The sequence below is a fragment of the Bradyrhizobium sp. USDA 4461 genome (assembly GCF_054055655.1).
Genome location: NZ_JBSRXM010000001.1, coordinates 6,755,921 through 6,775,744 on the forward strand (window position 1 = coordinate 6,755,921; position 19,824 = coordinate 6,775,744).

At 65.2% G+C, this 19,824-nt stretch carries 18 protein-coding genes; 3 read left to right on the forward strand and 15 right to left on the reverse strand.

All coding sequences use genetic code 11. The features are described 5' to 3' along the window. Positions 1-147 precede the first annotated feature (147 nt). Complete coding sequence (locus ACVINW_RS31855; protein WP_456754928.1) at positions 148-525, forward strand: response regulator; 378 nt, start codon at positions 148-150, stop codon at positions 523-525. A gap of 106 nt (positions 526-631) precedes the next feature. On the opposite strand, the gene surE is transcribed toward ACVINW_RS31855, so the two are convergent. The 12 genes from surE to ACVINW_RS31915 form a co-directional block, all read right to left on the reverse strand. Further along, complete coding sequence (surE, locus tag ACVINW_RS31860; protein WP_456754929.1) at positions 632-1,399, reverse strand: 5'/3'-nucleotidase SurE; 768 nt, start codon at positions 1,397-1,399, stop codon at positions 632-634. Between the two features lie 79 nt (positions 1,400-1,478). After that, entirely contained in the window at positions 1,479-2,435 is a 957-nt protein-coding gene (locus ACVINW_RS31865; RefSeq protein ID WP_456754930.1) for a hypothetical protein, read from the reverse strand. A gap of 16 nt (positions 2,436-2,451) precedes the next feature. Further along, the gene (gene serS / locus ACVINW_RS31870) at positions 2,452-3,783 is read right to left on the reverse strand and encodes a serine--tRNA ligase (RefSeq protein WP_456754931.1); all 1,332 of its coding nucleotides are present in this window, start codon (positions 3,781-3,783) and stop codon (positions 2,452-2,454) included. Positions 3,784-3,966: 183 nt separating this feature from the next. Beyond that, positions 3,967-4,767, reverse strand: coding sequence for a twin-arginine translocase subunit TatC (gene tatC, locus ACVINW_RS31875; protein WP_456754932.1), 801 nt, complete (start codon positions 4,765-4,767; stop codon positions 3,967-3,969). Further along, positions 4,764-5,258, reverse strand: a complete 495-nt coding sequence (gene tatB, locus ACVINW_RS31880; RefSeq protein WP_456754933.1) for a Sec-independent protein translocase protein TatB — start codon at positions 5,256-5,258, stop codon at positions 4,764-4,766. Before tatB ends, tatC begins: the two co-directional genes overlap by 4 nt. Before the next feature lie 172 nt (positions 5,259-5,430). After that, a complete protein-coding gene (locus ACVINW_RS31885; protein WP_456754934.1) occupies positions 5,431-5,664 on the reverse strand; it encodes a twin-arginine translocase TatA/TatE family subunit in 234 nt (77 codons plus the stop codon). 147 nt (positions 5,665-5,811) lie between these two features. Then, on the reverse strand, positions 5,812-6,735 hold the full coding sequence (gene scpB, locus ACVINW_RS31890) for an SMC-Scp complex subunit ScpB (RefSeq protein WP_456754935.1): 924 nt from the start codon (positions 6,733-6,735) through the stop codon (positions 5,812-5,814). Between the two features lie 22 nt (positions 6,736-6,757). Next, positions 6,758-7,579 (reverse strand): segregation and condensation protein A, encoded by an 822-nt coding sequence (locus ACVINW_RS31895; RefSeq protein ID WP_456754936.1) that lies wholly within the window; start codon positions 7,577-7,579, stop codon positions 6,758-6,760. Further along, positions 7,576-8,598 carry a beta-N-acetylhexosaminidase gene (nagZ, locus tag ACVINW_RS31900; RefSeq protein WP_456754937.1) on the reverse strand — a complete coding sequence of 341 codons (1,023 nt, stop codon included), beginning with the start codon at positions 8,596-8,598 and terminating at the stop codon, positions 7,576-7,578. Before nagZ ends, ACVINW_RS31895 begins: the two co-directional genes overlap by 4 nt. Positions 8,599-8,644: 46 nt before the next feature. Then, positions 8,645-10,120, reverse strand: a complete 1,476-nt coding sequence (locus ACVINW_RS31905; protein ID WP_456754938.1) for an SPOR domain-containing protein — start codon at positions 10,118-10,120, stop codon at positions 8,645-8,647. Between the two features lie 118 nt (positions 10,121-10,238). Next, entirely contained in the window at positions 10,239-12,035 is a 1,797-nt protein-coding gene (gene argS, locus ACVINW_RS31910) for an arginine--tRNA ligase (RefSeq protein WP_456754939.1), read from the reverse strand. Positions 12,036-12,044: 9 nt separating this feature from the next. After that, positions 12,045-13,253 (reverse strand): deoxyguanosinetriphosphate triphosphohydrolase, encoded by a 1,209-nt coding sequence (locus tag ACVINW_RS31915; protein ID WP_456754940.1) that lies wholly within the window; start codon positions 13,251-13,253, stop codon positions 12,045-12,047. Positions 13,254-13,392: 139 nt separating this feature from the next. Between ACVINW_RS31915 and erpA the strand changes: the two genes are divergently transcribed. Further along, a complete protein-coding gene (erpA, locus tag ACVINW_RS31920) occupies positions 13,393-13,722 on the forward strand; it encodes an iron-sulfur cluster insertion protein ErpA (protein ID WP_021081206.1) in 330 nt (109 codons plus the stop codon). A 63-nt stretch (positions 13,723-13,785) separates the two neighbouring features. Here erpA and ACVINW_RS31925 read toward each other — a convergent pair whose 3' ends face one another. Continuing rightward, on the reverse strand, positions 13,786-16,914 hold the full coding sequence (locus ACVINW_RS31925) for an efflux RND transporter permease subunit (RefSeq protein ID WP_456754941.1): 3,129 nt from the start codon (positions 16,912-16,914) through the stop codon (positions 13,786-13,788). 3 nt (positions 16,915-16,917) lie between these two features. Then, a complete protein-coding gene (locus ACVINW_RS31930; protein ID WP_456754942.1) occupies positions 16,918-18,051 on the reverse strand; it encodes an efflux RND transporter periplasmic adaptor subunit in 1,134 nt (377 codons plus the stop codon). A 163-nt stretch (positions 18,052-18,214) separates the two neighbouring features. Between ACVINW_RS31930 and xth the strand changes: the two genes are divergently transcribed. After that, complete coding sequence (xth, locus tag ACVINW_RS31935) at positions 18,215-19,006, forward strand: exodeoxyribonuclease III (protein WP_456754943.1); 792 nt, start codon at positions 18,215-18,217, stop codon at positions 19,004-19,006. Positions 19,007-19,061: 55 nt separating this feature from the next. Here the strand turns inward: xth and ACVINW_RS31940 are convergent, their stop codons facing one another. Then, positions 19,062-19,685, reverse strand: a complete 624-nt coding sequence (locus ACVINW_RS31940) for a tetratricopeptide repeat protein (protein ID WP_456756547.1) — start codon at positions 19,683-19,685, stop codon at positions 19,062-19,064. Positions 19,686-19,824: the final 139 nt, after the last annotated feature.

Genomic DNA, 19,824 nt, shown 5'->3' on the forward strand with positions numbered 1-19,824 from the left:
CGCTGGACGAATCCGGCGTAGCTAGTCTGTCACAGCGACGTGGCGAACTGGCGATGCGCGCTGGAAAAGGACCAATTCCCAAACGTTTGCATTGCGCCTCGTGGTGTTATTTGCGAGCCTATTTCAGGGACGGGCAAGGATTCCATCATGACAGCGACACGGCCGGCGGGCTGTTCAGTTTTCCTCGTGGAGGACGAGGTCATGATCCGGATGATGGTCGCCGATATGCTGGAAGAGCTCGGCCACAGCGTGGCGGCCGAGGCCGGCGAGATCGGCGAAGCGGTCAAGCTCGCGCAATCCACCGAATTCGACCTCGCGATCCTCGACGTCAACGTCAACGGCAAGGTGATCACCCCGGTCGCGGAACTGATCAATGCCCGCAACCGCCCCTTCATCTTCGCGACCGGCTACGGCTCGTCCGGCCTGCCGCCGGAATATCGCGACCGTCCGGCGCTGCAAAAGCCCTTCCAGCTGGAAACGCTCGCCCAGGTGATCTCCAGCGCGATGAAGCGCGCGCCGGTTTAGATTTCGGGTTCTTCGTAGCCCGGATGCAGCAGAGCGCAATCCGGGAATCTTCTACGTATCGAGAGCGGCCCCGGATTACGCTTCGCTCCATCCGGGCTACAAGAATTCACTTCAGCGTTGCGGTCAACGTATCCGAGAACGCTTCGTCGGTGCGGTCGAGACGCAGCGGCGTCACCGAGACGTAGCGCGCGGCAAGCGCGGCGAGATCGGTGCCTTCGGCCGGCGTATCCATCATCGCCGCGCGCTCGAAGCCGATCCAGAAATACGGATTGCCGCGTCCGTCGTGACGACGATCGATCTTCAGGAAACCCTGATTGCGCTTGCCCTGCCGCGTGATCCGGATGCCCTTGACCTCGTCAGGCATGCAGGACGGGAAGTTGACGTTGATGACGGTGTTCCTCGGCACGCCCGCCTCGATCACCTTGCGGATGATGTCGGGGCCGAATTTCAGCGCAGTGTCCCACAGCGGCGCGTTGCGCGTGTCGATCGAAAACTCCTGCGACAGCGCAAATGACGGAAAGCCCAGGATGGTGCCTTCCAGCGCGCCGGCGATGGTGCCGGAATAGACTACGTCCTCGGCGACGTTGCGGCCCTTGTTGACACCGCTCAGCACGAGATCGGGCAGCTTGTCCCCGAGGATGTGGCGCGCGCCCATGATGACACAATCGGTCGGCGTGCCGCGCACCGCGAAGTGACGCGGGCCGATCTCGCGCAAGCGCAGCGGATCGTTCAGCGACAGCGAATGCGAGACGCCGGACTGGTCGAGCTCGGGGGCGACGATCCAGACGTCCTCGGACAGAGCGCGTGCGATCTGCTCAATGACCTTCAAGCCCGGAGCGTTGATGCCGTCATCATTGGTGCAGAGAATTCGCATCCGTCAAAGTGCCTCTTGTTCCGATTCGACGCGGGTTTCTTGGATTGCAGTTGTTTGCGTCGATGGCCGTCTTAACCGGCTAGGGCCGCCGAGGCAAACTTGACGACGGCCCGTGCCACCGCGTCGAGGTCACGCGCCACGGACGGACAAATTTGCCGCTACCGGCGATCTTGCGCTCGAATACCGGCCAGGCCGGCCTGACGAATCGCCGAACGACCGTGATAGCCGGCGCCAACGGGGGCACGTCCGGTTTCTTGACCGGCGCAGCCGGGCGCAATTCGGATTTCGGAGCCTCAAGCTCGGCAGCGACGGCCTCGGGAGCTTCGGATTTCGAAGCTTCGGACCGGAGCGGCTCAAGCTTCGGAGGACTTGGCTTAGGAGCTTCCCGGTAGGTCGATTCAGCCTTGGCTGGCTCGGCCTTGGCAGGCTCCGGCTTGGCGGGCGGCTTGGGCTGCTCAACCTTCGGCGGGGCAACCTTCCGAGCTTCAGGTACAGGCGCCTCGGGGGTGAGCGGCGCGGACTGGCGGAGCTCCGGCTTGCCAGATTCCGGAGGCTCCGATTTGGGGAGTTCGGACCGGGTGGCTTCCGCCTGCAACGGCTCAGCCTTGGGCGGCGCGGGCGCCACCGGTGCGGGCGGCTCGTCCGGTCTTGCACTGGGGGCTGCCGCAGCCGATCGCGATTTCAGCCGTGCCAGCAATTCCTCGATCGACGGCACCGATGCGGCGTCAAGCGGCGCACGTGGCGCGGCCGCCGGCGTCGCCCGGATCGGAGGCGGAGGCGGCGGCGCAACCATGGCTGACGGCGGCAGATCGGCCGGCGCAAGTTGCGCGAACTTGCCGCGCGCGATCTCCAGCGCCTTGTCGAAGTCGGGCCTGTCGATCCAGGCCTTGGATTGCACCTCGACCACGCGGGCGTCCCACAGCCGCGCGGCCTCGATGTCGTAATAGCCCATCTGCTTCTGATTGATCAGTTGCAGACCGTGGCCGGTGACGGCCCATTGCTTGCCAAGCCAGTGGATGTCACGGTGCAGCGGCATCACACTGGCCCTCGCCTCACATGCCGTGCTCGATGACCTTGAGCCCGCCCATATAGGGCTGCAGCACGTCGGGCACCGCGATCGAACCATCCTGCTGCTGGTAGGTCTCCATGACGGCGATCAAGGCGCGGCCGACCGCCGTGCCGGAGCCGTTGAGCGTGTGCACGAAACGCGGTTTGCCGTCGGGACCGCGATAGCGCGCGTCCATCCGGCGGGCCTGGAAATCGCCGCACACCGAGCAGCTCGAGATCTCGCGATAGGCGCCGCCGTCGCCCTGGCCCGGCATCCAGACCTCGATGTCGTAGGTCTTCTGCGCGGAGAAGCCCATGTCGCCGGCGCACAGCGTCATCACGCGATAATGCAGATCGAGCTTCTGGAGCACCTGCTCGGCGCAAGACAGCATGCGCTCGAGCTCGTCCTTGCTGGCTTCCGGCGTCGTGATCGAGACCAGCTCGACTTTTGTAAATTGGTGCTGCCGGATCATGCCGCGCGTATCGCGTCCCGCCGCACCCGCCTCGGCGCGGAAGCACGGCGTCAGCGCCGTGAGCCGCATCGGCAGCTCCTTCTCGTCGAGGATGGATTCGCGCGCGAGGTTGGTCAGCGAGACTTCCGCGGTGGGAATGAGACCGAGGCGCTCGCTGCGCAGATCCGCATTCGGCGCCGCAAGCAATTCGCCCTTGATCGCCCAGAACTGGTCATCCTCGAATTTCGGCAATTGCCCGGTGCCGAACATCACGGCATCGCGCACCAGAAGCGGCGGGTTGATCTCGGCGTAGCCATGCTCGCCGGTGTGCAGGTCGAGCATGAACTGCCCGATCGCGCGCTCGAGCCGCGCCAATCCCTTCTTCAGCACGACGAAACGCGCACCGGACAATTTCGCCGCCGCTTCGAAGTCCATAGTGCCGAGCGCGGTGCCGAGATCGTCATGCAGCTTCGGCGCAAAGTCGTAGTCGCGCTTCTTGCCGTACACGTGGTGCTGGACGTTGCCGTGCTCGTCGGTGCCGTCGGGCACCTCGTCGAGCGGCAGATTGGGGATCGACGACAGCTGCTTGGTCAGCTCTTCGTCGGCCGCCTTCGCCGACGCCTCGAGCTCCGGCATCGTGGTCTTCAGTTCTGCGACCTCGGCCATCAGCTTGGCCGCGCGCGCCTCGTCCTTGGCCTTCTTTGCGTCGCCGATCTCCTTCGAGGCCGCATTGCGCCGCGCCTGGGCCTGCTCGGAGGCCAGGATCGCCGCACGCCGCTTCTCGTCGATCGCCAGCAGCGACGGCGACAGCGCGTCCAACCCGCGGCGTTTCAGGCCGGCGTCGAAGGCTGCGGGGTTGTCGCGGATCGCTTTGATGTCGTGCATGGCAGTCCTGGTGGCTATGCGTAGGTAGACTACGGTTACGTAGCTCCACTACCACGACGGTCATCATCCGCGAAGGCGGATGATCCAGTATTCCAGAGACGTCCGTGTGTGACGGAGGGGCCGCAGCGTACTTGATACCCCGCTTTCGCGGGGTATGACACCGGCTGCGCGGCCTGAACCGCCCTACTCGGCCGGATTGGTCGCGGACGGCGCCGTGGATGAGGCGGTGGCGGCCTTCTTCTCCACGATCCGCACCGCGATGATGGCGCCCTCGTAGAGCGCCAGCAGCGGGATCGCCAGCGAGGCCTGGCTCAGCACGTCGGGTGGCGTCAGCACCGCGGCGATGATGAAGGCGATCACGATGAAATAGCGCCGCTTATCCTTCAGCATTTTCGAGGTGACGATGCCGATGCGGCCGAGCAGCGTCAGGATCACCGGCAGCTGGAACGCGATGCCGAAGGCGAAGATCAGCGACATCATCAGCGAGAGATATTCGCCGACCTTGGGCAGCAGCTGGATCTGCGCGGTCTCCGCGCCGCCGGCCTGCTGCATACCGAGCGAGAACCGCACCAGCATCGGCAGCACGACGAAATAGACCAGCGCCGCGCCCATCACGAAGAATACCGGGGTCGCGATCAGATACGGCAGGAAGGCGTTGCGCTCATGCCGGTAGAGCCCAGGCGCGACGAATTTGTAGATCTGGGTGGCGACGATCGGGAACGAAATGAAGCCGGCGCCGAACAGCGCAAGCTTCAGCTGGGTGATGAAATATTCCAGCAGCGCGGTGTAGATGAACTTCGAATTCTCGGGGCCTGCGATCCAGACGAACGGCCAGACCAGCACGTTGTAGATCTGCTTGGCGAAGAAGAAGCAGATGATGAAGGCCACGCCGAAGCCGAGCAGCGCCTTGATCAGCCGCGAACGCAGCTCGATCAGGTGATCCATCAGGGGGGCCTTGGAGGCCTCGATATCTTCGGCGCTCATGACGCTCTCGCGTCCTTCAGCACGTCGGGCTGCGCCGGCGTCACGTCCTGCGGCTCCGCCTTCACCTCACTGGTGATGGCGAGCGGCTCGCCGGCGGCAACGTGCGTCTCGGCCTCGACGAAGGTTTCCGGCGTCGGCTCCGCCGGCGTCGTGGGCGTCACCGGTTCGTTGATCGCAGACGCCACCTGCGCATCGACCGGCTTGTCGATCTGCAGGGCGTCGCTGACGTCCTTCTGCAGCGAGGTCATGATGTTGCCGCTGGTGATGCCGGTGGCGGCTTCCCGGACCTCGTCAAAGCTCTTCTTGAGGTCGGCCATCTCGGCCTCGCGCATGGCCTCCTGGAACTGGCCCTGGAATTCGGCGGCCATCTTGCGGGCCTTGCCCATCCATTGCCCGACCATGCGCAGCACGCCCGGAAGCTCTTTCGGGCCGATGGCGATCAGCGCGACGACCGCGATGACGACCAGTTCACTCCACCCGATGTCGAACATGAATTCTTCCGCCTAAGCGCGCCGCCATCGGCCCCATCTGTCCTCACAGGATGTGGGGCTGCCGGCGCCTTTTCTCAATCGGCGTCCATAGCGCGTCCGTGCGACCGCGTCACCGTTTCGCGCAAGAAAACGCGCAACAAAAAACGTCGAAATATGCGTCAAGACGAACGCGTTAGACGGCCTTGCTGCCGACGTCCTGGCGCGCGGCGGACGGCGCCGCATTGTGATCGATCGCCTTGGTCGACTCGGCCTTGTCGGCAACCTTGTCGTCGTCCTGCATGCCTTTCTTGAAGGCCTTGATGCCCTGAGCGACGTCACCCATCAGGTCCGAAATCTTGCCGCGTCCGAACAGCAGCAGGACCACTGCGATCACGACGATCCAGTGCCAAATGCTAAGCGAACCCATCCTGCAACCCTCCAGAAATGGCCGGCGGACCGGCCTGAACATGGCCGGAAGTTAGGCCTGCGGGGTGTCAAAAACAAGGACCTCGGCCGCGGCAAATCGCTGTCGCGGCTACGTAATATTGCTAGGCTTAACCGGGAATATTCCGGGCTATTCGCCCTTCTCTTCGGCGCCGTCATGGTCGCCCGCATCGTCAGCGCGCTCGTCCGGCTCTTCGGCCTCAGGCTCACCGGTGTCAGGCTCGTCCGCGTCGAACTCGGCGGCAGCTTCCGCCTCGACTTCGGTTTCGGCCTCGCCCGTGGTTTCGAGCTCGGCAGTCCCGACCTCGGCACCCGCCTCGGTCTCGGCCTTCGGTTCCTCAGCCTCCGGCTCAGCGGCCGGCGCCAGCAGCAGTTCCAGCGTATCGCCGGGCTCGAGCGGCTCCTCGTCTTCGCGCAGCGTCGCGTCATCCGACGGCGACGGAACGCTGAAGCCGGTCGGCAGACGCGAGTCGAGCAGGCCGGTGCCCTTCAGTTCCTCCAGCCCCGGCAGGTCGCCGAGCGCTTCCAGGCTGAACTGCGATAGGAACGCGTCGGTGGTTCCGAAGGTCAACGGACGGCCCGGAGTCTTGCGGCGGCCGCGCGGGCGGATCCAGCCGGTTTCCAGCAACACGTCGATCGTGCCCTTCGAGGTCACCACGCCGCGAATCTCTTCGATCTCGGCACGGGTCACCGGCTGGTGATAGGCGACGATCGCCAGCACCTCGATCGCTGCACGCGACAGCTTTCGGGTCTCGGTGCTCTCGCGCGTCATCAGCCACGACAGATCGCCCGCGGTGCGGAACGTCCACTTGTTGGCGACCCGCACCAGATTCACGCCGCGCGGTGCATATTCCGCCTGCAACTGGGCCAGCGCCTGCTTGATATCGACGCCGTCCGGCATCCGCTTTGCGAGCGTCGCCTGATCGATCGGCTCGGCCGATGCGAACAACAGGGCTTCCAGGAGCCGCAATTCCTCAGGACGCGCCACCGGATGATCCATCGGAGAAATCTCCTCCTCGGGCTCGTCTCTGCGCACTTCCGCCAAGCTTGCCATGGGCTTGCTCTCCTTCTTCCACTTACTCGACCGACAGGTCCGGCGCGGCCATTGCGGCTTGCGCTGGACGCTTTCGGAAATAGATCGGCGCGAACGCCTGCTTCTGGTTGATTTCCATCTCGCCTTCGCGAACCAGCTCGAGGGCTGCGGCGAAGCTCGACGCGAACACCGTCGCCTTCTGGGTCGGATCGGCGACGTAGTTCATCAGGTACTCGTCGAGGCAGCTCCAGTCCTCGGCGATGCCGACCAGCCGCTCCAGCGAGGCGCGCGCCTCGGCCAGCGACCAAACAGTACGCTTCTGCAAATGCACCGTGGTCAGCACGCGCGACTGGCGCTGCGTGGCATAGGCCGACAGCAGATCGTACAGCGTCGCGGTGAACTTCGGATGCTTGATCTCGGCGATCGATTCCGGATTGCCGCGCGGAAAGATATCGCGCTGGAACTGAGGCCGGTTCATCAGCCGGTTGGCCGCCTCGCGGATCGCCTCCAGGCGGCGCAGCCGGTTGGCGAGCGCGGTCGCCATTTCCTCGGCGCTCGGCCCCTCCGCGCTCGGCGGCTCGGGCAACAGCAGCCGCGACTTCAGGAACGCAAGCCAAGCGGCCATCACCAAATAGTCGGCGGCGAGTTCGAGGCGAATCTTGCGCGCCGCCTCGATGAACGAAAGATATTGGTCGGCGAGGGCCAGGATCGAGATCTTCGACAGGTCGACCTTCTGCTGCCGCGCCAGCGTCAACAGCAGGTCGAGCGGGCCTTCATAGCCCTCGACGTCGACCACCAGCGCCGGTTCGCCATCCGCGAGGTCGGCCGGCCGCCCGGTCTCAAACGATAGAATTTCAGCGGTCATGCCGTCCCTACCCGATCCAACAACGCATCCAGTTCAGCCCGCGCCGCCTGCCGGTCGAGCGGCTCAGGCTGCTTCCGTGCAGCGAGCGTCGCCTTGGCGCGCTCAAGCGCCTTGCCGGCCAGTTCCGGCGTCTCCCGCGCAACCTCGCGCATCTCGTCGATATTGCCGTTGCAGTGCAGGATCACGTCGCAACCGGCGGTGACGATGGCGCGGGTCCGTTCGGCGATCGATCCGGCCAGCGCATTCATCGACACGTCATCACTCATCAACAAACCCTGAAACCCGATCAGGCCGCGAATCACCTGTTCGATGATTGTCGCAGAAGTCGTTGCCGGATGGACGGGGTCCAGCGCGCTAAACACAACATGTGCAGTCATGGCCATCGGCAGGTCCGCCAGCGGCTGGAACGCGGCGAAATCGGTCCGTTCCAGCTCGGCTTTGGCAGTATCGACCGTCGGAAGCCGGAAATGGCTGTCTGCGGTGGCCCGGCCATGGCCGGGAATATGCTTGAGAACCGGCAGCACCCCGCCCTGTTCCAGCCCGTCGGTGACCGCGCGGGCGATCGCGGCGACCTTGTCCGGTTCGGTTCCATAGGCCCGGTTGCCGATCACGGCATCGGCGCCGGCGACCGGAACGTCGGCCAGAGGCAGGCAGTCGACGGTGATGCCGAGGTCGATCAGATCGGCCGCGATCAGCCGTGAACTGAGCCGGGCCGCCGCGAGGCCGAGCTTCGGGTCGATGTCGTAGAGCGCGCTGAAGCTCGCGCCGGGCGGGTAGACCGGCCAGTGCGGCGGTCCGAGGCGCTGCACCCGCCCGCCTTCCTGATCGATCAGGACCGGGGCGTCGGCCATGCCGGCCGTGGACCTGAGTTCCCCAACAAGAGCCGCCACTTGGGCAGGACTGTCGATGTTGCGCTTGAACAGGATGAAGCCCCATGGCCGCTCAGCGCGAATGAATTCGCGCTCGGCGTCATTGAGGGTCAGTCCGGATACGCCCGTGATGAATGCGCGGTTCGTCATCCGGCCGATTAGGCCGCATGCGGCTCACCGGTCAAGGAAACCGCAGCTAATTTCTTTGGATGAAGCAGTTCGGCAGACCGGCTGACTTCAGGCGGTTGCAGAGCTGGTTCGCCTCCTCCGCGGAGCCGAGCGGGCCGGCGAAGGCGCGGTAATATACCCCCTTCTCCGCGAGATCGACGCGCTTCACGACCAGCGGCTGGGACGCCAGCAAGCCGGAATACTTGCCTTGCAGCACCCTGTACGACGCCTGCGCGTCCGCCTCGTTCTTCTGCGAGGAGACCTGCACCAGATATCCACCGCCGCCACCGACCGAGGCCGTGGAGGTCGACGCCACCCGGGTCGGAGGTACGGCGGGCGCCGCATCGGCCTGGCCCGGGACCAGCGCCATCGGCGCGTTCACGCTGGCATTGGCTGTCGAAGGATTGCCGCGCGATACCGGAGGCTTCGCTGCGGCCGCAGGCTTCGTAGCCGGTGCCGCCGCGGCCGGCGCGCCATCAGGCGTTTCGCCCTTCACCGCGAGGGTGCGGATCTTGCGCGGCTCGTTGTTCGGCAGGGTCCCGTTCGCCGTGATCGGCGCCGGCGCGGGCTGCGCCGTCTGCACGCTGGCGGCCGGCGGCGGATTGGCGTTCGCGTTCAGCGGCGGAAACACCACGCGCGGGCCGGCGGTCTTCGAATTGACGTCGACCGGGGTCTCTTCGCGCGACACGATCTTCTCGCCGCCGTCACCCGTCGCCATCCGGTCAGGCGTCTTGGCCGGCGCATCGGCCTGGGCCGGGATTACCTTGGTCGGCGTGTTGTCAGCCTTGATGATCGGCGGCTCGCCGGTGCGGGGCGAGCCGACATAGTTGCGATAGGCGAGCGCGCCGCCGGTGCCCACCACCGCAAGCGCCACGACCGCTGCAACCGTCATCAGACCGCTGCTGCGCTTGCGCGGTTCGGGCTCTTCGTCATACGCCTCATAGGCATAGGGATCGTCCGGATAAGCCGGATCGCGCTGCAAATCCTGTTCGCCGGCTTCGAGCTGGCCGTACAGCGCGTCGTCATAGCGCGCCGGATCCTGGGCCTGACCGGCATAATGCGGCTCGTCGTCAAACGCCTCGGGCTGCCGCGGGGCCTCGACCGGCCGATAGGCGGCAACCGGCGGGGACGCGGGCTGTGACTGCTGCGCCGCATAGCGGTGCAACGGATGCACCGGACTCGGCTGGTAGTCCTGCTCGGGCTCTTCGTATTCGGAGTGCTGTACGGGCGGAGGCTGAACGGGAGGCGGAACAACGGTCTCCTGCCGCGCACGCTGCATCCAGGGCGGCGGACCCGCGGGCGGCGTATCGTCGTCGTCCGCCTGCGGCTCATACTGCTGCGGCCGCGCATTAGCGCGCGATTGCAGCGGACGCGGCGGCGGCTTGTTGGCGCTGCCGAATGGATCCGTCTGGCCGATCAACCGTGCCAGTTCGGCAAGCGGATCGCTGTCGGCCTTGGGAGCCGTGTCGGCGGGAAAATGTCGGTCCTGATATCGATCAGCCATTGTGATGATGCATCCCCTTCGGGACAGCGCCAAGATCGCCGGCACAGCCGGTCCGAACGAGTTGGCCCCTGCCAGATGCCCTCACAAATCCCCACTCGTGAGGGCCTAATGCCCCTGCCTACCGCATCTCGGTCGGAGCGTGGACGCCTAGAACAGCTAAGCCCGATGCCAGAACCGAGACGACGCCCTGAACCATTGCCAGTCGCGCCCTGGTGATCTCTGCATCATTATTGATAATGAAGCGTAAATAGGGCAAATCGCGCCCCTTGGTCCAAAGCGCGTGAAATTCACTGGCCAAATCATAGAGATAAAAAGCGATTCGGTGCGGCTCATGTGCCACCGCCGCAGCCTCGATCATTCGGGGATAAAGCGCAAGCCGCTTGAGCAGATCGAGCTCCGCCGGGTCGGTCAGCCGCTCCACCGCAGCACTACGGAGATAGGCCAGCCGGGCCTCGTCGGCCTCGGGCAGGTCCGGAACCGCCTCCTCCCGCGCGTTGCGGAAGATCGAATGGCCGCGGGCGTGGCCGTACTGGACGTAGAAGACGGCGTTGTCCTTTGACTGCTCGATCACCTTGGCAAGGTCGAAATCGAGCACCGCGTCGTTCTTGCGGAACAGCATCATGAACCGCACGGCATCGGAGCCGACCTCGTCCACGACCTCGCGCAGGGTGACGAAATCGCCGGAACGTTTCGACATCTTCACCGGCTCGCCGTCGCGCAGCAGCTTGACGAGCTGCACGATCTTGACGTCGAGCACAGCCTTGCCTGCGGTCACCGCCTTCACCGCCGCCTGCATGCGCTTGATGTAGCCGCCGTGATCGGCGCCGAACACGTCGATCAAATTGGTGAAGCCGCGCTCGAACTTGTTGCGGTGGTTGGCGATGTCGGACGCGAAGTAGGTGTACGAGCCGTCCGACTTGATCAGCGGACGATCGACGTCGTCGCCATAGGCGGTGGCACGAAACAGCGACTGCTCGCGATCCTCGTAATCCTCGACCGGCTTGCCCTTCGGCGGCGGCAAGCGGCCTTCATAGATGTCGCCCTTTGCGCGCAGGAAATCGATCGTCTCGGCGACCTTGTTGTTACCTGACGTGATCAGCGAGCGCTCGGAGAAGAACACGTCGTGATGGATATTGAGCGCGGCGAGGTCGCCCTTGATCATCTCCATCATCATGGCGATCGACTTGTCGCGCACGATCGGCAGCCATTCGGCGTCCTTCATGCCGAGCAGCTTCTCGCCGTATTCCTTGGCCAGCGCTTGGCCGACCGGCACCAGGTAATCGCCGGGATAAAGCCCTTCCGGGATCGCCCCGATATCCTGACCCAGCGCTTCGCGGTAGCGCAGGAATGCCGAGCGCGCGAGCACGTCGACCTGGGCGCCGGCGTCGTTGATGTAATATTCGCGGCAGACGTCGAAGCCGGCGAATTGCAGCAGGCTGCACAGCGCATCGCCGAACACGGCGCCGCGGCAATGGCCGACATGCATCGGCCCGGTCGGGTTGGCCGAGACGTATTCGACATTGACCTTCTCGGCGTTGCCGATGTCGCTGCGTCCGAAGGCGGAGCCGGCCGCCAGCACGGCGCGCAGCGCGTCCGCCCAGACCTGCGGCTTCAAGGTCAAATTGATGAAGCCGGGACCTGCGACATCGACGGAGGCCACCAGCGCATCGGCGCGCAGCCTTTCGGCGATCTTGTCGGCGAGCTCGCGCGGCTTGGCCTTGGCATCCTTGGCGAGCACCATCGCGGCATTGGTCGCCATGTCGCCGTGGCTGGCATCGCGCGGCGGCTCGACCACGACGCGGGTGAGGTCGATGCCCGCGGGCCAGTTGTCCTCGGCTGCGACAGCGGCGCAGATCGCGTGCACGCGCGTCAGCATGTCGGCAAAAAGGTGTGGTGAAGCAGTGGTGTCGGCCATGGCAGGGCGCTAACGCAAATCCGGGGTCGAGTCAAAAAGCCTTTGGTGTTCTATCAAGGCGAACCGGTCGGTCATCCCGGCAATGAAATTGCCGATCCGCCTGTTCCGCGCGCTCCCGGTCTCCTCTGCGCTGCCCTCGATCCATTCCGCCGGCAGGTCGCCGGGCGATTGCCGGTAGCGGTCGAAGAGATTGCGGACCACCTGCTCCGCCTCCCGCATGACAAGCATCACCCGCGGATGGCGATACATCCGCCGGAACAGGAACGCCTTGATCGCCGCCTCCTGCTTGGCCACTTCAGGCGGAAACGCGATCAGCGGCGCGGTGTGGCGACGGACATCCTGGGCCGATTGCGGCTGGGCGGCGGCCAGCCGCCGGCTCGCCTCGTTGAACACCGCGCTGATGAAATGTGAGATCAGCTCACGCACCAGTTCGGCGCCGCGCCGGACCTCGTCGAGATCAGGATAATGCCGGTCGATCTCGGCGATGATCTCTGATGTCAGCGGCATCTCCTTGAGATCGTCGACCGCAAACAGGCCGGCGCGCAGGCCGTCGTCGATGTCATGGGCGTCATAGGCGATGTCGTCGGCGAAGGCCGCGATCTGCGCCTCGAGCGAGGCATAGCTCCAGAGCTCGAGATCGTAGGTCTTGTTGTAGTCGGCAATCCCGACCGGAATGCCGCTTTGCAGATAGCGGCCGGCCGGCGCGCCGTTGCGCTCGGTGAGCGGGCCGTTGTGCTTGACGATGCCCTCGAGCGATTCCCAGGTCAGGTTCAACCCGCCGAACTCGGGATAGCGATGCTCCAGCGAGGTGACGACCCGCAGCGCCTGGGCGTTGTGGTCGAAGCCGCCGTCATCCTTGAGGCAGTCGTCGAGCGCCCGCTCCCCGGCATGGCCGAACGGCGGATGGCCGAGGTCGTGCGCCAAGGCCAGCGTCTCCGTCAGATCCTCGTCGACCCCGAGCTGGCGCGCCAGCGCGCGGGCGATCTGGGCGACCTCCAGCGAATGGGTCAGCCTGGTGCGGTAGTGATCGCCCTCATGGAAGACGAACACCTGGGTCTTGTGCTTGAGGCGGCGGAAGGCGGTGGAATGGATCACCCGGTCGCAGTCGCGACGGAACGGGCTGCGGGTCCGGCTCGGCGGCTCGGTGACCAGCCGGCCACGGCTGCGATCGGGGTCGCAGGCATAAGGCGCGCGGGGGGCAGCCATTCCGACCGACACTGTATTTTAGTCCTTATCCATTTGATTCCACGGTCCGACGCACTTAACTATGTCTGAGGCGGCGGACCAAATGAATTGGGCATGACGCCGGGCGCGATCCGGTCAGATGGCGCCGGGAATAGGGTTTCGGAGACCGAACATGACTGCTGCCATCACCGTCAGCGAACGGGCTGCCCGCCGGATCGGGCAGATCCTCAGCAAGGAAGGCGACGGCGCCAAGCTGCGCATTTCCGTCGAGGGCGGCGGCTGCTCCGGTTTCCAGTACAAGTTCGACGTTGAGCGCACCCAGGCCGATGACGACCTCGTGATCGAGCGCGACAGCGCCGTGGTACTGATCGATCCCGCCTCGGTCCCGTTCCTGGCGGGCTCGGAAGTCGACTTCGTCGACGATCTGATCGGCGCCTCGTTCCGCGTCGTCAACCCGAACGCCACCGCCTCCTGCGGCTGCGGCACCAGCTTCTCGATCTAACGCTCCACGCTTTGATACGGTTTCCCAACGCGAACCCGCGATTGGTTCGCGAGATACGCCGCGCTATTCCGCGGCGACCACCTGCGGCCGCTCGACGTCTCCACCCGCCTCCGCCTGCGGATCGAGCTTGCGCCGCAGCCTGCGGTCGATGCGGTCGAGATAGATGTAGATCACGGGCGTGATGAACAGCGTCAGCAATTGCGACACGCAGAGGCCGCCGACCACGGCGACGCCGAGCGGCTGACGCAGTTCGGCGCCGGCACCCGCGCCGAGCGCAATCGGCAGCGTGCCGAAGATCGCCGCGAACGTCGTCATCATGATCGGGCGGAAGCGCAGCAGCGCCGCCTCCCGGATCGCGTGCTCGGCGCTCAGCCCGACGCGGCGGCGCTCCAGCGCGAAGTCGACCATCATGATCGCGTTCTTCTTGACGATGCCGACCAGCATCACGATGCCGATCATCGCGATCACCGACAGCTCCATGCCGAACAGCATCAGCGTCAGAATCGCGCCGATGCCGGCCGACGGCAGGCCCGAGATGATCGTGATCGGGTGGATGAAGCTCTCGTAGAGGATGCCGAGGATCACGAAGGCCGCGAACACCGCGGCGAGGATCAGCACGCCCTGCCCGCGCAGCGAATCCTGGAACACCTGCGCGGTACCGGAGAACCCCGTCGCGATCGTCGGCGGCAAATTCGCCGTCTGCTCGAGCTCGGTGATCTTGTCGACCGCGTAGCCGAGGGAGATGCCGGGCGCGAGATTGAACGAGATCGTCACCGCCGGCTGCTGGCCCTGGTGGTTGATCTGCAGCGGTCCGACCGATGGCACCAGCCGCGCCACCGCATCGAGCGGAATGGTCTGGCCGTTCGCGGTCTTCATGTAGAGCTTCGACAGATCAGACGGGTCGACGCGAAACTGCGGCTGCACCTCCAGGATGATCTGGTAGTCGTTCGACGGCATGTAGATGGTGCCGACCTGCCGGGCGCCGTAAGCGTTGTAGAGCTGGTTGCGGACCTGATCGACGGTCACGCCGTAGACCGCCGCCTTCTCGCGGTCGATGTCGACCGTCATCTGCGGGTTCTTGATGTAGAGATCGGTGGTGACGTCCAGCAGGCCCGGAATCTTCTCGATCTTGTCGCGCATCTCGGGCGCCAGCCGGTACAGCGACTCGGTATCGCCGCTCTGCATCACATATTGATACTGGCTCTTCGAGATGCGGCCGCCGATATTGAGGTTCTGGACGCTTTGGAAGAACGCCTGCATGCCCGGGATCTCGCGCGCCTTCTGGCGCAGCCGCCCGATCACGACGGTGGCGTTGTCGCGGGCCTTCTGCGGCTTCAGCGCGATGAACAGCCGGCCGTAATTGGTGGTCGGATTGGGACCGCCGGAGCCGACGGTGGAATTGACGTAATCGACCGCCGGATCGGTCCGCATCACCTCGACCAGCGCCTGCTGGCGCACCTTCATCGCCTCGAACGAGGTGTCGGTCGCGGCCTCCGTCACGCCGATCAGGAATCCGGTGTCCTCCTGCGGAAAGAAGCCCTTCGGCGCGATCAAATAGAGATAGATGGTGCCGCCGAGCGTCGCCAGCGTCACCACCAGCATCAGCGCCTTCTTGGCCAGCACCCAGTCCAGCGCCCATTCATAGGCGCGCAGCCAGGTCTCGAATATCGCCTCGAACGCGCGCAGCACGATGTTCGGCCGCTTGGTCGCGTCATGGGCGCGCAGCACGCGGGCGCAGAGCATCGGCGTCAGGGTCAGCGACACGAAGCCCGAGACGATGATCGCGACCGAGATCGTGACCGCGAATTCGCGGAACACGCGGCCGACGATGCCGCCCATCAAGAGCACCGGAATGAACACGGCGATCAGCGAGAAGGTGATCGAGATGATGGTGAAGCCGATCTCGCGGGCGCCCTTCAGCGCCGCCTCGAACGGCTTCATGCCGTGCTCGATGTGGCGGACGATGTTCTCCAGCATGACGATGGCGTCGTCGACCACGAAGCCGACCGAGAGCGTCAGCGCCAGCAGCGTCATGTTGTTGATCGAGTAGTCCAGCGCGTACATGACCGCGCAGGTGCCGAACAGCGAGATCGGCACCGCCAGCGCCGGAATGAAGGTCGCGGACGCCGAGCGCAGGAACAGGAAGATCACCAGGATCACCAGCGCGATCGCGATCAGCAGGGTTTCCTCGACGTCGCTGACCGCCTGCCGGATCGAGACCGAGCGGTCCATCATCACCTGCATGGTCACCGAGGGCGGGATCGCGGCGCGCAGCGACGGCAGTTTGGCGAGCACGGCATCGACCACGGCCACGGTGTTGGCGTCGGGCTGCTTCTGGATCGCGAGCACGATCGCCCGCTCGTCGTTCATCCAGGTCGCGATCTTGTCGTTCTCGACGCTGTCATAGACCTTGGCGATCTCGTCGAGCCGGACCGGCGAGCCGTTGCGCCAGGCAACGTAGATCTGGCGGTAATCGGCCGCCTTGTCCATCTGGCCGGAGGCTTGCAGCGCGACGTCCTGCTTGGGGCCGTTCAGCGTGCCGACCGGGGTCGAGGAATTGGCGCGCGACACCGCGGCGCGAATATCCTCCATCGCGACGCCGCGGGCGGCAGCAGCCTCCGGATCGGCCTGCACCCGGATCGCGAATTTCTGCGCGCCGTAGATCAGCACCTGCGCGACGCCCGGCAGCTGCGACAGCGCCTGCCCGATCGTGATGTCACCGTATTCATTGACCGCCGAGAGCGGCAGCGTCGCCGAGCCCAGCGAGACGAACAGCACCGGGAAATCCGCCGGGTTCACCTTCCGGAAGCTCGGCGGGATCGTCATCTCGATCGGCAGCCGGCGCTGCGCGATCGTTAGTGCCGTCTGCACGTCGAGCGCGGCGGCGTCGATGTTGCGGTTAAGGTCGAACTGGATGGTGATGACGCTGGTGCCCTGCGACGAGTTCGAGTTCATCGACGAGATGCCGGCGATGGTCGAGAGCTGGCGCTCGATGATCCCTGCGACCGAGGCCGCCATGGTGTCGGCGCTGGCGCCGGGCAAGGTCGCGGTGACCGCAATGGTCGGGAAGTCGACCTTGGGCAGCGCCGAGACCGGCAGCAGGCGGAAGCCGAACACGCCGAAGGCGATGATCGACGCCGTGATCAGCGTCGTCATGACCGGGCGGCGGATGCAGAGCTCGGACAGCGTCATCGGTCAGGCTCCGGCCTTGCGTGCCCGTGGCTCGACCCGCGATCCCTCCGACAGCAGCAACTGGCCGTCGACGACGATGCTTTCATCACCCGTCAGTCCGTCAGAAATGACCGACGAGCCCTGGAAGGTTCGGTCGACCTTGACCGGCTGGACCTTGGCGACGCCGTCCTTCACGATGAACACGAAATTACCGTTCTGGCTGCGCTGGACCGCGACCGTCGGCACCACGACGGCATCCTCGCTGCGGATGATCAGCTTGGTTTGCACGATGGTGCCGGGCCACAGCGTCTCGCTTGTGTTGCTCATGATGCCGCGCACGGTGACCATGCCGGTGGTCGCATCGACGGCGTTCTCGACCATCGCCACCTTGCCGCTTTCTGAGCGCTGATGGCCGGGAATGGTCGCGATCACCTTCGGATCGGCCTTCCCCATCGCATCGCGCAGGTCGACCAGCGCCCGCTGCGGGATCGCAAAGGTGACGTAGACCGGCGCCATCTGGTTGATGACGGCGAGCGGCTGGGTGTCGGCGGGGCGGACGAAGTTCCCGACCTTGACGTTGGCGGCGCTGATCCGCCCCGCGAACGGGGCGCGGATCACGGTGTAACTTTTCTGGACGCGGAGGTTTTCCAGTGCGAACTGGTCGGCCTTGATGGTGCCGATCAGGACATCGGACTGGGTTTTGGCGTTGTCGAGATTGACCTGGGTGGTGGCGCCCTTGCCGACCAGTTCGGTGTAGCGGCGGAGGTCGCGCTGGGCGCCCTCGAGCTGGGCCTGGTCGCGGGCCAGCACACCCTCGGCCTGCTCGATCTGGGCGTCGATCTGCCGCGCGTCGAGCATGAACAGCAGGTCGCCTTCATTGACCCTGGCGCCGTCCTCGAAATGCACCGAGACGATGGTGGTCTCCAGCCGCGACTTCAGCGCCACGCTGGAGATCGGCGTGACCTGTCCGATCGCATCGACATCGACCGGCACCGATTTGCGTTCGGCCTTGGCGAGATCGACCGACACAACGCGCGGCCGCGGGGTCCCTTGCGCAGTGGCAGCACCGCCACCCATCCATGAAGCGCGGGTCAGGTAAGCCGTCCCGGCGGCAATGCCGAGAACAGCGATAGTCAGGACCAAATTACGTTTTTTCATATGTCTTGAACGTGCGCCGCCAGACTTCCCTTGAAGGCCGGGACGCGTCGTCACTCCCCCGTCGGCAATTGTTACGCCTTGTTTCTGGAGAGGGTTAGCACAGGCGGACTGCCCATGGTATGCCACCTAAGTGAAATCCTGCAGCTTCAATCCGGTCATTGGCATGCGCATCGCTACGTGGAACGTCAATTCGGTCCGGCAACGGATCGAACTTCTGGTCGCCTGGCTGAAGGAGTGTTCCCCCGACATCGTCTGCTTGCAGGAGATCAAATGCATCGATGACGCGTTTCCCCGGCTCGAGATCGAGGCGCTCGGGTATAATGTCGTCACCCACGGCCAGAAGACCTTCAACGGCGTCGCGCTGCTCTCGAAACTGCCGTTCGACGAGACCAAATCCGGCCTCGCCGGCGACGACGAGGACGCCCATGCCCGCTTCCTCGAAGGCGTCGTCACGCTGAAGCAGGGCGTGGTGCGGGTCGCATGTCTTTATCTGCCCAATGGCAACCCGGCCAATACCGACAAATATCCCTACAAGCTCAAATGGATGTCGCGGCTTCTTGAGTACACGCGGGAACGGCTTAAGGCCGAGGAGCCGCTGATCCTGGCCGGCGACTTCAACGTCATTCCGGCGGCCCGCGATGTCTACAATCCGGCCGCCTGGGCGGACGACGCCCTGTTCCGCCCTCAGACCCGCGAGGCCTTCCAGTCGCTGCTCGGCCTCGGCCTCACCGATGCGCTGCGGGCAGTCAATGACGAGCCCGGCCAGTACACCTTCTGGGACTACCAGGCGGGCGCCTGGCAGAAGAACTGGGGCCTGCGCATCGACCATCTCCTGATGTCGCCGCAGGCCAGCGACCGGCTGATCGATGTCGGCATCGACAGCTATGTCCGCGCCTGGGAGAAGCCGTCCGACCATGTCCCGGTGTGGGCCGATCTCGATTTCGAGACCGCCTGAGCCCTTGCGAACCAAGCGACTTGCGGGCCGCCCGCGATATCAGTCGCGGCGCCCTCTAGTCGCGACGGCCCTGCACCCAGTGCTCGAGCATCTGCAGTGCCATCGCGCGGTCGTCCTCGGAGGCCTTGGCGATCGCCCGATTGTAGCTTTCCTTGATCCAGGCCTCGTCCGGCGTGGCGCTGTCGCGCGCCAGGGTCAGCCACATCAGGCCACGCGCCCGCTGCGGCGGCAGCCGGTCGCCGTTGAACAGCATCTGGCCAAGCAGCGCCTGCGCCTGATGCTGGCCCTTCTGGGCGGCCAGACCGAGCCAGCGCGCGCCATAGCGGAAATCGTCCCGCGAGGCGTCCGGCGTCTTCAGATACAGCCGGGCCAGGTCGTATTGGGCGTCGGCATTGCCGAAATAGGAGGCGGCATAGGAGAACATCTCCCGCGCCCGCTCGGTGTCGGCCTTCACCTTGGAATTGGGAATGCCGCTCAGATAGTAGCGGCCGAGCGCCACGAAGGCGTTGGCAACGACCGAGGCCTGCGGCGCCGACGGCGAATCCTCGGCATGCGCATTGGCGATTCGGCTGAAATATTCGAAGGCGCGCAGATCGTCCTGCGCAACCCCGTCGCCATCGGCGTACATCTTGCCGACCTTCCACTGCGCGATCGGATGGCCGCTCTCGGCCAGCGACATGACGGTGGAGTTCGACAGCGTATCGACCGAAGCCGCCGGCACCGCAGCCCGCTTCAGGGCGGCCGCCGTACCGGGTTGAGGCGAAACCACAGGAAGCGCGGTGTCCTTCGGGTTGACCGGGGCGCCGTCGAATCCGAAT

Excerpts from the sequence above, each read along its gene's own strand:
- ACVINW_RS31855 (WP_456754928.1), top strand. The coding sequence starts at position 148 with ATGACAGCGACACGGCCGGCGGGCTGTTCAGTTTTCCTCGTGGAGGAC.
- surE (WP_456754929.1), bottom strand. The coding sequence starts at position 1,399 with ATGCGAATTCTCTGCACCAATGATGACGGCATCAACGCTCCGGGCTTG.
- ACVINW_RS31865 (WP_456754930.1), bottom strand. The coding sequence starts at position 2,435 with ATGCCGCTGCACCGTGACATCCACTGGCTTGGCAAGCAATGGGCCGTC.
- serS (WP_456754931.1), bottom strand. The coding sequence starts at position 3,783 with ATGCACGACATCAAAGCGATCCGCGACAACCCCGCAGCCTTCGACGCC.
- tatC (WP_456754932.1), bottom strand. The coding sequence starts at position 4,767 with ATGAGCGCCGAAGATATCGAGGCCTCCAAGGCCCCCCTGATGGATCAC.
- tatB (WP_456754933.1), bottom strand. The coding sequence starts at position 5,258 with ATGTTCGACATCGGGTGGAGTGAACTGGTCGTCATCGCGGTCGTCGCG.
- ACVINW_RS31885 (WP_456754934.1), bottom strand. The coding sequence starts at position 5,664 with ATGGGTTCGCTTAGCATTTGGCACTGGATCGTCGTGATCGCAGTGGTC.
- scpB (WP_456754935.1), bottom strand. The coding sequence starts at position 6,735 with ATGGCAAGCTTGGCGGAAGTGCGCAGAGACGAGCCCGAGGAGGAGATT.
- ACVINW_RS31895 (WP_456754936.1), bottom strand. The coding sequence starts at position 7,579 with ATGACCGCTGAAATTCTATCGTTTGAGACCGGGCGGCCGGCCGACCTC.
- nagZ (WP_456754937.1), bottom strand. The coding sequence starts at position 8,598 with ATGACGAACCGCGCATTCATCACGGGCGTATCCGGACTGACCCTCAAT.
- ACVINW_RS31905 (WP_456754938.1), bottom strand. The coding sequence starts at position 10,120 with ATGGCTGATCGATATCAGGACCGACATTTTCCCGCCGACACGGCTCCC.
- argS (WP_456754939.1), bottom strand. The coding sequence starts at position 12,035 with ATGGCCGACACCACTGCTTCACCACACCTTTTTGCCGACATGCTGACG.
- erpA (WP_021081206.1), top strand. The coding sequence starts at position 13,393 with ATGACTGCTGCCATCACCGTCAGCGAACGGGCTGCCCGCCGGATCGGG.
- ACVINW_RS31925 (WP_456754941.1), bottom strand. The coding sequence starts at position 16,914 with ATGACGCTGTCCGAGCTCTGCATCCGCCGCCCGGTCATGACGACGCTG.
- ACVINW_RS31930 (WP_456754942.1), bottom strand. The coding sequence starts at position 18,051 with ATGAAAAAACGTAATTTGGTCCTGACTATCGCTGTTCTCGGCATTGCC.
- xth (WP_456754943.1), top strand. The coding sequence starts at position 18,215 with ATGCGCATCGCTACGTGGAACGTCAATTCGGTCCGGCAACGGATCGAA.
- ACVINW_RS31940 (WP_456756547.1), bottom strand. The coding sequence starts at position 19,685 with ATGTCGCTGGCCGAGAGCGGCCATCCGATCGCGCAGTGGAAGGTCGGC.